This is a genomic window from Cupriavidus sp. 94F1, from assembly GCF_057798875.1.
Genome location: NZ_JBYOJT010000015.1, coordinates 33,727 through 48,774, shown reverse-complemented (window position 1 = coordinate 48,774; position 15,048 = coordinate 33,727). Strand labels below are relative to the sequence as shown.

At 63.7% G+C, this 15,048-nt stretch carries 11 protein-coding genes; 3 read left to right on the top strand and 8 right to left on the bottom strand.

All coding sequences use genetic code 11. The features are described from left to right. Position 1: 1 nt before the first annotated feature. Genes AC3FJ6_RS25110 through AC3FJ6_RS25100 form a run of 3 tightly spaced genes read right to left on the bottom strand, consistent with a single transcriptional unit; the run spans position 2 to position 6,746 of the window. Entirely contained in the window at positions 2–1,798 is a 1,797-nt protein-coding gene (locus AC3FJ6_RS25110; protein ID WP_488774190.1) for a methyltransferase domain-containing protein, read from the bottom strand. Further along, on the bottom strand, positions 1,795–3,666 hold the full coding sequence (locus AC3FJ6_RS25105) for a peptide transporter (protein ID WP_488774189.1): 1,872 nt from the start codon (positions 3,664–3,666) through the stop codon (positions 1,795–1,797). The genes AC3FJ6_RS25110 and AC3FJ6_RS25105 overlap by 4 nt, the downstream gene beginning before the upstream one ends. A 59-nt stretch (positions 3,667–3,725) precedes the next feature. Beyond that, on the bottom strand, positions 3,726–6,746 hold the full coding sequence (locus AC3FJ6_RS25100; protein ID WP_488774188.1) for a two-partner secretion domain-containing protein: 3,021 nt from the start codon (positions 6,744–6,746) through the stop codon (positions 3,726–3,728). Positions 6,747–7,477: 731 nt separating this feature from the next. On the opposite strand from AC3FJ6_RS25100, the gene AC3FJ6_RS25095 reads away from it, so the two are divergent. Both AC3FJ6_RS25095 and AC3FJ6_RS25090 read left to right on the top strand, forming a co-directional pair. Next, entirely contained in the window at positions 7,478–8,125 is a 648-nt protein-coding gene (locus AC3FJ6_RS25095) for a response regulator (protein WP_488774187.1), read from the top strand. 626 nt (positions 8,126–8,751) lie between these two features. Beyond that, on the top strand, positions 8,752–9,828 hold the full coding sequence (locus tag AC3FJ6_RS25090) for a porin (RefSeq protein WP_488774186.1): 1,077 nt from the start codon (positions 8,752–8,754) through the stop codon (positions 9,826–9,828). 9 nt (positions 9,829–9,837) lie between these two features. Here AC3FJ6_RS25090 and AC3FJ6_RS25085 read toward each other — a convergent pair whose 3' ends face one another. Beyond that, positions 9,838–10,503, bottom strand: a complete 666-nt coding sequence (locus AC3FJ6_RS25085) for a DsbA family oxidoreductase (RefSeq protein WP_488774185.1) — start codon at positions 10,501–10,503, stop codon at positions 9,838–9,840. Positions 10,504–10,650: 147 nt separating this feature from the next. On the opposite strand from AC3FJ6_RS25085, the gene AC3FJ6_RS25080 reads away from it, so the two are divergent. After that, positions 10,651–10,845 carry a DUF1059 domain-containing protein gene (locus AC3FJ6_RS25080; protein WP_029051378.1) on the top strand — a complete coding sequence of 65 codons (195 nt, stop codon included), beginning with the start codon at positions 10,651–10,653 and terminating at the stop codon, positions 10,843–10,845. Positions 10,846–10,970: 125 nt separating this feature from the next. On the opposite strand, the gene cyoD is transcribed toward AC3FJ6_RS25080, so the two are convergent. From cyoD to cyoA, 4 genes are read right to left on the bottom strand one after another with little or no spacing between them, the layout of a single operon-like run. After that, on the bottom strand, positions 10,971–11,327 hold the full coding sequence (gene cyoD, locus AC3FJ6_RS25075) for a cytochrome o ubiquinol oxidase subunit IV (RefSeq protein ID WP_488774184.1): 357 nt from the start codon (positions 11,325–11,327) through the stop codon (positions 10,971–10,973). Further along, the gene (gene cyoC / locus AC3FJ6_RS25070) at positions 11,327–12,016 is read right to left on the bottom strand and encodes a cytochrome o ubiquinol oxidase subunit III (RefSeq protein WP_488774183.1); all 690 of its coding nucleotides are present in this window, start codon (positions 12,014–12,016) and stop codon (positions 11,327–11,329) included. Before cyoC ends, cyoD begins: the two co-directional genes overlap by 1 nt. Before the next feature lie 2 nt (positions 12,017–12,018). Next, on the bottom strand, positions 12,019–14,019 hold the full coding sequence (gene cyoB / locus AC3FJ6_RS25065) for a cytochrome o ubiquinol oxidase subunit I (RefSeq protein WP_488774182.1): 2,001 nt from the start codon (positions 14,017–14,019) through the stop codon (positions 12,019–12,021). Positions 14,020–14,024: 5 nt separating this feature from the next. Continuing rightward, positions 14,025–15,005 (bottom strand): ubiquinol oxidase subunit II, encoded by a 981-nt coding sequence (gene cyoA / locus AC3FJ6_RS25060; RefSeq protein WP_488774181.1) that lies wholly within the window; start codon positions 15,003–15,005, stop codon positions 14,025–14,027. Between the last annotated feature and the right edge of the window lie 43 nt (positions 15,006–15,048).

Here is a 15,048-nt window from a genome sequence, read left to right as displayed (position 1 = left end):
TTCACTCCTGACCAGACAGCGCGCCCGAAGGTTCGCCCGATGGTTCGCCGGACTGTTCCGCGTGCGCGGCAGCCAGCCCGAGCAGATGGCCGTTGACGCGTGTCACCACCTCGCTCCAGCCACCCGCACCCTGATTCCGGAACAGCCGCATCGTGGGATACCACGGGCTATCCTCGCGCACCAGGTGCCAGCGCCAGTCCGCATAGGCGGGCAGCAGCAGCCACACCGGCTTGCCCATCGCGCCGGCAACGTGGGCAACCGAAGTGTCCACTGTCAGCACGACGTCCAGCGCGTCAATGGCCCGCGCCGTGTCCATCATGCTTTGCAACGTGGCGCCGACATCGTGGAAGTTGGGCAGGCGCGCCGCCCAGGCGGCGGCCTCGTCGGCGCCCTGGCCTTTCTGCAGGCTGTAGAACTCGATGTCGCGATGGGCAAACAGCGGATCGAGCACCGAGAGCGATGGCAACGACCGGAACCTGTCGTTCTCGTGATTGGGCGCCCCCTTGAACGCGATGCCGACCTTGAGCGCGCCGCCCCGGCCCGCGAGGGCGAACTTCGGCAATCCGGGCGGTATCCGCAGGTAAGGCACCGAATCGGGCAGGACGTCGAGCTCCACCGGCAAGAAGGCTGGGATGTCGTGCGGATAGACCCAGTAGTCATGCGCCGGCAACGTGGCCGTCTGATCGACCGCCACCACGGCGTCCGCCTCGCCCGACGCCTCGAACAGCGCCACCAGCGGCTTCTGGCACACCACCGTCACGGTTGCAGCACCGGACTGATCGCGCAGCATCCGCGCAAAACGGAGGAAGAAGATCTCGTCGCCAAGCCCGAACTCGCTCCAGATCGCGATGGACTTGCCGAGCAGCGGCTGGCCCGTCCATTCCGCGATGTGCTTCGGCGGCTCGGCCGTGGTGCGGCGTTGCCACGGCCAGCTCCGGACGCGCTCGGCGCGCAGCGCGAATCCCTCATGGATCTTTCCGCGCGAAATCATGAACAGGAACTGGTACAGCTTCGGATTCCATTCGTCCGGCAGCCGTTCGACAGCCTGCTCCCATAGTGCCTCCACCTCGTCATCGAGATGCCAGCGCTGCAGCATCATCGCCGCCCGTTGCGTGACGTCGAAACGATAGGGATAGGTCCGCACCGCGCCCAGGCACTCGCGCAGGCAGGCTTGTGCGTTCTGGGCGCGTCCGGCCACCAGGAAGAATTCATCGGGTGTGGGAACCTGCCGCTTGCGCAGCACGACTTCAATCGCCCGTTCGGCCAGCGGCCCGCCGGCCGCACCCTCCGTGCCACTGTTGTCGACATGGTGATCGCGGACCACTGCGATGCGTTCGCAGGCTGCCACCGCAGCGACCGACCGCACCACATCCAGCATATTGACCGACGCCGGCAGTGCACTGGCCGGCTTGCAGACCGTAAAGCTTGCGCGGCGCGACGGATCGATCTGGCTTGGCCACTTGCCCTGTTCCTCCAGATCCTCATCGGGGACGGTCAGCACCAGATAGCCACCCGGCTTCACCAGGTCCAGCCAGCGCGCCACGGTTTTGGTCGGATTGGCCACGTTTTGCAGGCATTGGCCGGCATGGACGAAATCGAACGCGCGCTCTTCGACGCCAGGCACTGCAGCGACATCGCCGTGCCACGGCACCACGCGCACCACCCGCGGGAACAGGCTGCTGCTTGAGGCAAGGTCCGATTCGCGAACGCCGATATCGAGGCCAACACCGGCGAAGTAGTGCTGAACGAAACACGGGTCATGCGCCCGGCGCAGGACCGCCTTGATCGACGGGTTCATGATGCTTGCGCCTCGCCGGCGGGCAGCTTCTGGCTCCAGATTTCCTCGATCCGTTCGCCAAGAATCTCCGGCCGGCCCTTGAAGATCAGCTTCTCGATCGCCTGTGGGCCTGCCAGCTGCGCGGTCAGTGCATCACGCTCTTCCTTGTCTTCGATCATGCGCAGCGCCGCATCGACATACGCTTCCTTCGTTTTGGCGATGGTCCACTCCGGAAAGCCAAGCCGATGGAACATCCCCTCGTCGATATGTTCGTGGACTTCCCGCCCAGTCTTGCACACCCCGACCAGGCCGGCCCAGACTGTATCGACAATGCCATTGGTGTTACCAAACGGGAACGGGTTCAAGAACATGTCGCAATCTGCAATCACCTTCATGTAGCTGTGATAGTTCTGGTGCTTGTACACCACAGCGTCTTCACCGACGATGCGCCGCACCAGGTTGCGCACCTGCGGGAAGACCAGCCCGCTGGCCTGGCCCACCAGGAAGTGGAACTGCACAGGCACCTTGGACTTGCGTGCAATCGTCGCGCAGGTTTCAAGGAAGCCGGGATTGAGCTTGATCGTGGTGCCTGCGACGGCGATCTTGACCACGTCGGACGTTGACGGCGTCTTCGTCGGCAACTCAAGTTCAAGCATGGCGGCCGGCGGCCGGTAAGGCATGCCATCGGATGGTAGTTTCAGCAATTTTTCGCTGAAACACGATTCATCGCCCAGGTAGTCTTCTTCCACCACCACGTAGTCCATCGCATGGCCGTGGGTCGTGGCCGGGTGGCCCAGCGCCATCATCTGCAGCGGCGCCACGCGCAGGCAGCCCAGCACCATGGTGATGGGGAACATGCCGACGCTGGGCATGTACATCACCTGCGCCTGGTACTTCTCGCTCGTGTCGCGAATGTGCCGCGCATGGTCCCAGACGCTGTTGCCCTCGATCGTGATGAACTCGTGGAAAACCTCCCGGCCCGCATCGTCCACACGGTCGCCGTAGCCCATGCCCACCAGGTGGAAGCGGTCGCGCATGGCCACCATGGTCTGCGAGTGGGTGCGGTAGATCGAGTGGTTCTTCGAGAACCACTCCAGCACCACCAGCAACACAGGTTTGCCGTTGGCCGCCACGGCGGCGGGGCGTTCGACATCGAACATCCCAAGCGTTGCCAATTTGCGCCGGATCAAGGTGTTGATGGGCTTCTTGATGTCGTGCTTGCTCGCGATGTCGGCGTAGCTGCAATGCATGTAGACATCGTGCATCACGCCCATCGGCAACATGTCGACGCTGTCGATCTGGTCCAGGCGTTCCGGCAGCCAGCGTAGCAGCAGCTCGCGCTTGGAATGGGCCGAAGGCGTGGCCAGGAAGCGCGACGACATCATCGCCATTGCCAGCCCGGCCGTCACCACCTTGTTGTGCTCCCAAAGCGCATCCCAATCGAGCCGGACCTCCGACTCCGGCAGATAGAACAGCTGGAACTTGCGCAGATCCGATGTCCGCAACTGTAGCGAATAGCGCGCCTCCTCATCCAGACCGAGCGTACGCAAGACATGATCCGCATTGCGGAACGGGCTGGCCGCAAACATCGCCGCCAGCCATCGCTGGTATTGCAGCAGCAGCGCGCCGCCGTGATCGGTAATCCGGAATTCCGGGTCGGTGGCCAGGCTGCTGATGGCCGACGTCAGCCGCGTCAGCAGATGGTCGTCCATGATGTCGCGCGCTTCGCCCGACTGCGCCCATTCGTCGATATCCATCAGGATGCCGTAATGGTTGTCGATGCGACCCAGCAAGGCCACCAGTTCGCGACCCGCTTTTTCGTGTTCGCGGCGATAGCAGAGATATTCGAACTTGTTAATGCTGAAGATCGAAGGTTTTGTCATGATCATTTTCCTGTAGAGGGACAATCGTTCCGGTTTTTCGGACACACGCCAGCCGCGTCACGGATTTATTTGCTCCATGTCACCGATAACCAGTACTGCAAGGGTTTCTTGCCAGGGTCTACCCAGGACGTCGAAGAGAATCCGTATGCCTTGGAAACGGATGCGGAAACCGTGGCGCCTATCGGCGTCAACCAGTCGATTCCCAGGCCATATCCAGAGAGAATCCGACGATTGCTGACGTCGGACATGCCGATATAGGTCGATTCCCAGCCGCCCCAGGGGTTGTGGTTGACGCGGCCGATGGCGAAATCCGAGAAAATGCCGAATTGGACCTGGTGGCCAGCTGCCACCGGAATGCGTTGGTAGAGACCGGCGTTCAGCACCACGCCATCGTCAAACGACCCTTCGTCGGCGCGATAGGCACGGACTGCATTGGGGCCGCCGACGCCAAGCTTTTCGCTTGGGTCCAGGTTCTTGCTGGCCAGTTGACCATTGATCTGGCCGGTCAGAAACAGATCGCCACTGCGATTCAGCCCGTATTTTCCGAAGCCGGTCGTTGTGAATTTTCCGTAGACGCCGACCACCTGCGTGACGGTATTGTAGAAAGGCACGTCGTTGCTCTGATGGCCGACCGTCAGCGCCAGTTCGCCACTCCAGATATCGCTGCGCAATTGCTGCGCGCGGTCGCCATTGTTCGCCTGGAGCGAAAGCCGCAGCGCATTCAACGTGCTGTGCGCCACATACTGGTTCTTGTAATCAGTATTCGTGCGGCTATGGAGATATGACGCACCGGCCCAGATATTGGCATCGAGGCCACGCGTAATGGGATATTGCAGCCCGGCCTGCAAAGTGTTGGCTACGCCTACGACCTGCGTCACGGCATTGATCGTGTATTGCTGGCGGGTAAAGCCGCCCGTGACACGCAAGCCATCGTCAAGGATGGGAACGCTGCCCGTCAGCGACCCGGTCCACATCTTCTTTTCGGTGCCGGTCAAAGTCAGCGCGTAGGCCTCGCCCAAACCAAAGAAATTGTTAGCCGCTGCAGTGACGCCGAGACGGTACAGGCCTGTCGACTCGATACCCTTGTTGTCGATAAAGACATCGCCGGTGATCGGATCGCCCCGCTGCGCGATGCTGAAGCGCACATTGATATCGCCGGGGCCCCCACCCGGAGAAAACTGCGGCGCGGCGGCAATCGCGACGCCGGGCACGTCCTGCAGCAACTGCGTGGCGCGCTCCAGACGGCTGGTCTGCAACAGACACACGCTGTCCAGCGATTCGCTCCCACACAGGGCTTTCGTGATCAGGCGATGCAGTCGTTCGTCCTTGACGCGCGACTGGTTCTCGATCTGGACGTCATGGATGCGGCCCGGGAAGGCCGTGAACACCAGGGGATTGCCTTGCTGGGCTGCGCGCCAGTTCTGATCGGTCAGCAATACCTGGCCAACCGGGAATCCGCCTTGGCGCAGGGCGTTGGTGAGGCTGTCGGACCACTGATCCACTTCGGCCAACGTTGCCGGCACGGCGCCCAGCCGCGATACCGCGCTTTGCAGCACGCGCTGGACCACGTCTGCGGCGGGGCTATCCGCACCGCCTTGCTGCGTGATATTTCCGGTAGCCGTGCCCGAACTGGCGGTGGTGATCGTGACGTCCGTACCGTTGTTCAGCGCGTTGTTGATCGAGGTGTTGCGGACCGTTGCCGTGTTGTTGGTGCCCGCGTCGAAACCGCCGGACAGGTTGCCGTTATAGCCGGCATCGGCACCCGTGCCGATCGTGATGTCGGTCGGGTCGATCAGCCAGTGGCCGGATTTGCCGTTCGGTGCCGCAGCGGTTACCGTGCCTTGCACGTTGAGCTTGTGGCCCGACGTTTCAACGAAACCGCCATCGCCATTGAGCGCGCCAGCGTCAACGCGCGCGCCGCTATCCACCTGCGTGAAGTTGGCGAACGCCACGCCGTCCTGCAGCAGCCTGGCCGCGTCCGTGCCGGCCAGCTTGCCCAGGCTGTCGCCGCCCAGCACCACCTTGCCGCCCGCTGCGTCGCCCTTCACATCGATCGATGCATTGCCGAACAGGCCCACACGGTCCCCGGACAGCACCACGGTGCCGCCCTTGCCGCCTGCCGCCGTGCTGGACGCATCAATGGCGCCGGTCATCGTCACGTCGCCGGTTTTGCCCGCATCTGCCACCACCGTGCCGGCGCGCACCACGCCGCTCAGGTTCACCACCGTCTTGAGCAGCGTGTCCTTGCCGCGCGCGGTCAACAGCACCGTGCCGTCCTGCGCGCGGATGTTGCCGCTGTTTTCCACCAGCGCATTGGCGGTGGCGTTAGTCAGCGTTACCGAGATGCCCTGGCCGTTGTTCAGCGCGAACGTGGCGCTGTCGCCAGCCGCCAGCACGACCTGCCCGCCAGCACCGGCATTGATCGAACCGCTATTGCGAACCTGATCGCCGATCAGCGTGACAAAGCCGGCGGCGTTGATGTCGCCCTCGTTGATGACCCCTGCCTGCTTGCCCGTTGCGCTCAGCGCCAGCGGGTTGCCCGCCATGAAGGCGTTGGCATCGATGGACTTGGTAGTGGCCAGCAGCGAGCCCACGTTGACCACCGCGCCCCGGCCGAACAGCACGCCGTTGGCGTTCTGGATCAGCACCTGGCCGTTGGCCAGCAGGGAACCCTGGATGTTGGACGGCACCCCGCCGGTCACGCGGTTGAGCGCCTGCGCCTGGGCGTTGGGCTGGTTGAACTGGACGGTGTTGCCCTTGCCGATGTTGAAGGTGTTCCAGTCGATCACGGTGCGCTGGCTGCCCTGATCGATATGCATGGTGTTGCCGTTCGGCTGGGAAATCGTGCCCTGGCCGGCCACCACGTTGCCGTTGGTCGGCAGGGCCTGTGCGAAGGCCGGGCCGGACTCCAGAATCAGCATGGCCAGCGCGATGGAGGTCATCGCGGATACCACGCCAAACTGGGCACCATTCGCGTCGCCACCCCCCTCGCCCGGGCGCTTGCCCTGGCTCTTCACGTTCTCCGCAACGGCCACCAGCATGCCGAGACGCTTGCTGAATACGCGACGATACCGATTCTTGTTCATGGACTGATCCTAAAAATTGATTGCACGGCATCCGTCCCGCGCGGCGCGGTGACGGATGAGAGCGCAGGCATTGCGGTCGGCATCGCCATGGCGATGCCCGGCAGGCAAGCTCTGCGATGTCTCGTTTCCGGGATTCGGGACCGCGGGCGCACTGGTGTGGTGGTTGCCGCGTCCATGACCTTCTGGCGTATTCGCCAGAACGCCTTTTTGCGATTCCTCGCTTCGGATCGTATGGAAGACGGCTTCGCTGCGTAATCGCAGAATTCCTAAAGTTCGGTATTGCGCGGAAAACAATGTCGTCGTGCGGGCCTTGCTCAAAGTGCAAGGCGCAGAAGATAGATCGTAATTCGACGAAATTCGGCCAAATGCCACTGCACTGCGCCAAATTCGAGTTAGTTCCATAGGCGGATATCTGTCTATTCAGCAGACTCGTCAGATTGCCTTTTCGCAGTCAGCCATTTCTGGATATGGCGCACGGATCGGGCGATCCGATTCAGCGGGAAACGGAAATGGAAGTTTTTCCATCCTGCACGGGATGCAGAAAATCTACGCTCTAATTTGCGCTGTCTGGGCAGTGGCCTCGCACGCCGAGACTTGAAAGTCGCGATCTGAGAGATCGAATACTTGCGGCGATATATCGGCGCTAGCAGTAGCCGGCCACTCCATGCAATTGGCGGATGGCGCGTTGTCGCCAGGCCAAATCACACCGGGACATTCCGGGGAATCGCACTATGACCACCATTCGCGTCATGCTGGCTGACGATCATCCGTTCATTGTGTTCGGCCTGCGCGAAATGCTGGGCAAGCGGCTTGGCTTCCGTGTGGTGGCCGAAGCGGCCAATCCGCAAATGCTGCTGGAAAAGCTGGCACGCATCGAATGCGATGTGCTGATAACCGATTTCTCGATGCCCTGTGAAAATGCGCCGGACGGACTTGCACTGCTGCATTCCATTCGCACGCGGTTTCCGAAGGTGCGGATCGTGGTGCTGACCATGCTGGAGAATCCCGCCCTGCTCGGCTGCATGCGCAAGGCCGGGGCGCTGTCGTTGCTGAACAAGCGCGACGGCATGCAGGAGCTGTCCAATGCCGTCATTGCCGCCTTCCAGGGTCGCGAGCATTTGAGTCCATCGGTCAGGCAGGCACTGGCCAAGCTCGGCACGGCAAGCCCGGAAGCCCTTGCCATCGGCCGGCTCAGTCCGCGCGAGATCGAGGTGCTGCGGCTCTATGTAGGCGGCATGACCACCTCGGACATTGCCCGCCACCTGAACCGCAGCATCAACACCGTCAGCACGCAGAAACACAGTGCCATGCGCAAGATTGGCGTGAAGAACGAGGCCGAGTTGTTCGACTACGCGATCGAGCATGGGCTCAAGGGATAGCCGATTTCTTAAAAGAAAGCGGCCACTCGAAAAAAACCCCCGAGCCGCGACGGACCGGCCTGGGGGTGGGAACGGGATACGCGGTCGAGGGGTCAGACCGCGATGCCAAAGGCCAAAGGGGCCTTCGACGCAAAGGCTACCGGGGCGGCGGCAGATCCGACATGGAAGGATTTCGAAAATCCGCGATGGATCTTCGGCAAGCCCCCGCGATGCCGCGCGCCCGGCCTGATCGATGATATGCCGCAAACGCTACATTTGAGCCGTCAACGCGCCATGCTGTAAACTACGGCCCTTCCGTCGCTACGGGCTCGGCCGTTTGATGCCTTTCAGGCACACCGGCCATCGCCATTGTCGAAGTGGTGCGGCGGAAATCGGATATTTCTCAGGGCCTTGCGCCCGCCCCTGGCTTGCCTGCGCCTTGCCCGCAGCATTCGCCTTCTGACTTCGACCCTCGATCCGGGCCCTGCGCCGCTGGCAGCATCTGGCGGCCGCAACCCGGATAACGCCCCGTGCGCCTTCGCCAGAAGGGCTGCCGCGCGGGACTGGACCCCCTCAGGTAGTTGCCTGAACCGACTCTTCCCGACGCTCGCGCGCGCCGGGCGGATCCGTATTCCGGAGGACAATTCGTGAAGAAACCAGCCAGCCTTTGGCTGCTAGCGGCCGGGCTGTTGCCTTGTGTTGCATACGCCGACCCCGGCGTGACCCTGTATGGCGTCGTCAGCTCGGCGGTGCGCTATACGTCGAATATCGACGCCCACCATCACGATCAGGTGGCGCTGGTATCGGGCGGCATGGTGGGCAGCCGTTTCGGCCTGAAGGGCTCCGAAGACCTTGGCGGCGGCAATCATGCAATCTTCCAGCTCGAATCGGGCTTCGGCAGCGATACCGGCCAGGCGGCCTACAACAGCTTCTTTGGCCGCCAGGCCTGGGTGGGCCTGAGCGGCGACTGGGGCAGCCTTACGTTCGGCCGGCAGTACAACGCGCTGAACAACATCGGCTGGGCCTTCGATCCGCTGGACCAGGGCTGGGGAAATTTCTGGTCCGATCCGCTCTACATCGGCGGCGACATCTTCTTCCAGGACTACCGCATCAACAACAGCGTGGTCTACCAGCGTACGGTGGGGCCGTTTTCGGTGCAGCTGGACTACGGCGCCGGCGAGCAGCCGGGCAGCATGAACCATGGCACCACGCTCGGTGGCGGCGTGAAGTACAGCCAGGGGCCGCTGGCGCTGGGCGTGGCCTATGATCAGCGCCGCAGCGACGACGGCAGCAATACGGTGCGCAACTATTCGGTGGGCGGCTCTTACACGATCGGCAAGGCCACGGGCTACGCCGGCCACATGGGTCGGCGCGAATCGGCCAGCGGTGCGCGCTACAACATCTCGTTCGTCGGGCTGGGATACCAGGCGACGCAGGCGCTGCACCTGTCTGGCGCCTACTACCGCTACCAGCAGTCAGGCGACGTGACCACGCAGTTCCAGGACACGCCGGTGCACCTGGGTGGCGGCAATGCCGACAGCGTGGCCTTCGTGGCCGACTATGCGTTCTCCAAGCGCACCAGCGTGTACCTGGAGACCGATGTCGTGCATGCGCGCGGCGGCACCGTGGGGCGCGAGACCGAATACTGGGCCGGCACCCCGGTGACCGATGTCAGCCGCAGTACGCGGGTGGGCGCGATGATCGGCATGCGCCACCACTTCTGAGGATCGGGCTCAGCCGCCCTGGGTGCTCTTCTCGCTGGCTTCCCTGGCGATCTCGCGGATGGCCTGCTCGAACGCCTCGACGGGCTGGCCGCCCGTCACCAGGTAGCGGTTGTTGAAGATCACCGACGGCACCGACTGGATGCCCATGCCCTGGTATTCGCGCTCCTCGTCACGGACTTCGTCGGCATAGGCATCGCTGTCCAGCACCTTGCGGGCCTCGGCGGGGTCCAGGCCCACCGACTGCACGGCCTCGATCAGCACGTCGTGGTTGCTCGGGTCCTTGCTGTCGCCGTGATAGGCCTGCAGCAGCGCCTGCTTCAGCGGCAGCTGCTTGCCCTGCGTGGCCGCCCACTGCAGCAGGCGGTGGGCATCGAACGTGTTGTAGATGAAGTTGCGCGGGCCGAACGTGAAGCCCACGCTGGCGCCGCGCTCGCGGATCATCTTCTGGGTCTCGGCGATCTGTTCCGGCGTACGGCCGTACTTGCGGGCGATGTAGTCCAGCACCGGCTCGCCTTCCGGCCCCATCTGCGGATTGAGCTCGAACGGGTGCATGACGACCTCGGCATCCACCACGTCGCGCGTGCGCTCGACGGCCTGCATCAGCGACGACAGCCCGATGGCGCACCACGGGCAGGCGATATCCGAGACAAAGTCGATCCGGAGTGATTGAGTCATGGCTTTCTTCCAGTGGGCGGGTAGGGGACAAACAGGTTGAAGGCCGACAGGGTAGCCCGATTTGCCGATGGCTGCAGGCGTCCGCGCAATCACCCCGCGCCCTATACTGGATCAGGCGCGCCCTCCATGCGCGCCAGGAGGCCTGCCATGGGACGCAAATACATTGATTGCCGCGACTATCCCAGTGATACCAACTGTACGGTCGCACTGAGCGCCGACACCGAGGACGAACTGCTGGAAGCCGCGGTGCAGCACGCCGTCCAGGTGCATCAGCACCAGGACACCCCCGAGCTGCGTTCGCAGCTCAAGACCCTGTTCAAGGAAGGCGCTCCGCCGGCCTGATCCGGCCGATGCGCCGCTGCGCCGCCGCCCCGGCTGACGCGGAACGCAAAAAAGGACAGACCGTGCGCAGGGCACGTCTGTCCTGTCAAGAAACCGGCCCCAGCCCGAGTCCGGCTACAGATGCCTCAACGGCCCGCGCCGGCCCCGGCTGGCACGGACTGCATCGGCATCATGTTCAGGTTGGCGTTGTGCATGACCCATAGCGATCCCGACACGACAATGGCGATCAGGAACACCGTGCACGCGAAGATCGCCGTGTTGCCGCGCTGGCCCTTGCGCGGCCCCAGGTGCAGGAAGAACACCAGCTGCACCAGCAACTGGGTGACGCACAGCGCCACGATCAGCGCCAGGCCCGCGCGCGGCGGCAGCACCCGGCCCATCACCGCACCGAACGACAGGAAGGTCAGCACCAGCGACAGCGCATAGCCGATCAGATTGCTGCGCAGGCTGCCGTGGGCGTGGGCGTGTTGTGGATGGGACATCAGAGGAACTCCCGCAGATAGACGACCGTGAACACGAAGATCCACACCAGGTCCAGGAAATGCCAGAACAGGCTCAGGCAGGCCAGGCGGCGGCGCACCACGGCGTCGAGCCCGAACACCTGCACCTGGTTGACCATCACGATGATCCACAGCAGCCCGGCGCTGACGTGCAGGCCGTGCGTGCCCACCAGCATGAAGAACGCCGACAGGTAGGCGCTGCGGTTCGGGCCCGCGCCTTCGTGCAGCAGTTCGCGGAATTCGTAGACCTCCATGCAGACGAAGGCCGCGCCCAGCGCGAAGGTCAGTACCAGCCAGCGGATCACGGCCTGCGGGTTGCCCTGGCCGTCGCGGCCTTCGTGCAGCTTCACCATCGCCACGCCGAAAGTCAGGCTGCTGGTCAGCAGCAGCATGGTCTCGCCCAGCACGAAGCGCAGGTCGAACAGTTCGCGGCCCGTGGGGCCGCCCGCCGTGCCGTTTAGCAGCACGCCGAACGTGGCAAACAGCGACGCGAAGATCAGGCAATCGCTCATCAGGTAGATCCAGAACCCCAGCTTGAGGGTGGATTCCGTCTGGTGGGCGTGATGGGCGTGGTCGTGGGCGGCGTCGTGCGCGTGCGCGTGGGCGTCCGGCGCTGCGCCGGGCGGCAGTGCGGCGGCGTCGCCCCGCAGTTTCAGGGTGGTGATGGTCATGATCAGTTGGCCCCTGTCAGGTTCGCGGCGGGCTGCGCGCCCAGCAGCGCAAAGCGGGCGCGCTCGATGCGCTCCACTTCGGCGGCCGGCACGTAGTAGTCCACGTCGCGGTCATAGGCGCGGGCGATGAACGTGAAGATCATCGCGGCCAGGCCAAAGCCGGCCAGCCACCAGATGTGCCAGACCAGCGCGAAGCACAGCACCAGCCCGAACACCGACACCAGGAAGCCGGTGGCCGTGTTGCGCGGCATGTGGATGTCCTCGTACTGCGTGGGCGGCACGTAGGCCTTGCCAGCTTGCTTGTTGTCCCAGTGCTGCTCCAGCGACGTGATCCGCGGCACGTGCGCGAAGTTGTAGAACGGCGCCGGCGAAGCCGTGGCCCATTCCAGGCTGCGGCCGTCCCATGGGTCGCCGGTCACGTCCATGTTCTGCTTGCGGTCGCGCACGCTGACGAACAGCTGCCACAGGATGGCCAGGATGCCGCAGCCGATGACCACGGCGCCCACCAGCGCCACGATCAGGTACGGCTGCCAGTCGGGGTTGTTGTAGTGGTTCATGCGGCGCGTCATGCCCTGCAGGCCCAGCGCGTACAGCGGCATGAAGGCCAGGTAGAAGCCGACCAGCCAGCACCAGAACGCGACCTTGCCCCAGAACTCGTTCAGCATGAAGCCGAACACCTTCGGGAACCAGAACGTCATCGCGGCCAGGCAGCCGAACACCACGCCGCCGATGATCACGTTGTGGAAGTGGGCAATCAGGAACAGGCTGTTGTGCAGCACGAAGTCGGCGCCCGGCACCGCCAGCAGCACGCCAGTCATGCCGCCCACGGCAAACGTCACCATGAAGCCGATGGTCCACAGCGTGGACGAGTGGAAGCGGATGCGCCCCCGGTACATCGTGAACAGCCAGTTGAACAGCTTCACGCCGGTGGGAATCGAGATGATCGACGTCATGATGCCGAAGAACGCGTTGACGCTGGCACCCGAGCCCATCGTGAAGAAGTGGTGCAGCCAGACGAAGAACGACAGCACGCCGATCGACGACGTGGCGTAGACCATCGACGTGTACCCGAACAGCGGCTTGCGCGAGAACGTGGAGATGATCTCCGAGAACGCGCCGAAGCAAGGAAGGATCAGCACGTAGACCTCGGGGTGGCCCCAGATCCAGATCAGGTTCACGTACATCATGGCGTTGCCGCCAAGCTCGCTGGTGAAGAAGTGCATGTCCAGGTAGCGGTCGGCGGCCAGCAGCGCCAGCGTGGCGGTCAGCACCGGGAAGATGGCGACGATCAGGATGTTGGTGATCAGCGCCGTCCACGTGAACACGGGCATTTTCATCAGGTTCAGGCCCGGCGCGCGCATGCGCAGGATCGTCACGATGAAGTTGATGCCGGTCAGCGTGGTGCCCAGCCCCGATATCTGCAATGACCAGATGTAGTAGTCCACCCCGACCGTCGGGCTATACCCCAGCCCGCTCAGCGGCGGATACGCGACCCAGCCCGTGGCGGCGAAGTCGCCGACGAACATCGACATCATGACCAGCACCGCGCCCATCGCCGACATCCAGAAGCTCAGCGAATTGACGAACGGATAGGCCACGTCGCGCGCGCCAATCTGCAGCGGCACGATCACGTTCATCAGGCCCAGGATGAACGGCGTGGCCACGAAGAAGATCATGATCACGCCGTGCGCGGTGAAGATCTGGTCGTAGTGGTGCGGCGGCAGGTAGCCGACCGCCTCGCCCACTGCAATGGCCTGCTGGGTGCGCATCATGATGGCGTCGGCAAAGCCGCGCAGCAGCATGACCAGCGCCAGGATGATGTACATCACGCCAATGCGCTTGTGATCGACCGAGCAGATCCACTCGCGCCACAGATAGTTCCACTTGTTGTAGTAGGTGATGGCGCCCAGCAGGGCCGCGCCGCCAAGCATCACCACGACCAGCGTGCCCATGATGATGGGCTCGTGCAGGGGGATGGCGTCGAGAGAGAGTTTTCCGAACATGATGATTAGCGCTCCAGGGTCGTCTGCTGCGCCGGGAGCGGCGGCATGTTGACGCCGGCAATGGCGCCGAGGGTCACCGGGCTGTCGGCGCGGCAGATGTCGCCATTGCTGGCCATGTACTGGTCCACCACGCCCTGGAATAGGCGCGGCTCGACCTTGGCGTACACCGTGACGGCGTCCTTGCTGCTGGGCTGTTCCAGCTTGCGGTAGGTGGCCGCGTCGAGCGTGTTGCCAGAGGCGCGGGCGCGTTCGATCCACGCGTCGAAGTCGGCGCGCGACGTGGCCACGGTGCGGAAGTGCATGTCGGAGAAGCCAGACCCGCTATAGGCGGCCGACCGGCCATCGAACACGCCGGTTTCGTCGGCGATCAGATGCAGCTTCGTCTGCATGCCGGCCATCGCATAGACCATGCTGCCCAGGCGCGGGATGAACAGCGCGTTCATCGTGGACTCGGCCGTGATGCGGAAATTGATTGGCGTACCCACCGGGATGGGCAGCTCGTTCAGCGACGCCACGCCGTACTGCGGATAGATAAACAGCCATTTCCAGTCGAGCGCGACGACATCCACTTCCACCGGCGTCACCTTCGATTCCAGCGGCCGGAACGGATCGAGCTTGTGGGTGGTGTCCCAGATGATGACGCCGAGCAGCGCCACGATCACGCACGGGATGCCCCATACGACCACTTCGATCTTCGTGGAATGCGACCAGCGCGGCGCGTACTCGGCCTTGGTGTTCGTCTCGCGATAGCGCCAGGCAAAGACAAGCGTCAGGATGATCACGGGGATCACCACCAGCAGCATCAGCGCCGTGGCCAGCACGATCAGGTTGCGCGTCTGCACGCCGATCGACCCGCTGGGGTTCAGCAGGTCCCACGAACAGCCGGTCAGGATCAGGGGTGTGATGGCATATAGCCATGCACGGGGGGCACGCAGGGATGGGGGGCGCCGACGCGGAGGTCTGGGGTCGGCCGGTTGTTCACGCATTTCAACACCTTCTTACAGGGGCACAGGCGGGGTGGCCCAGACA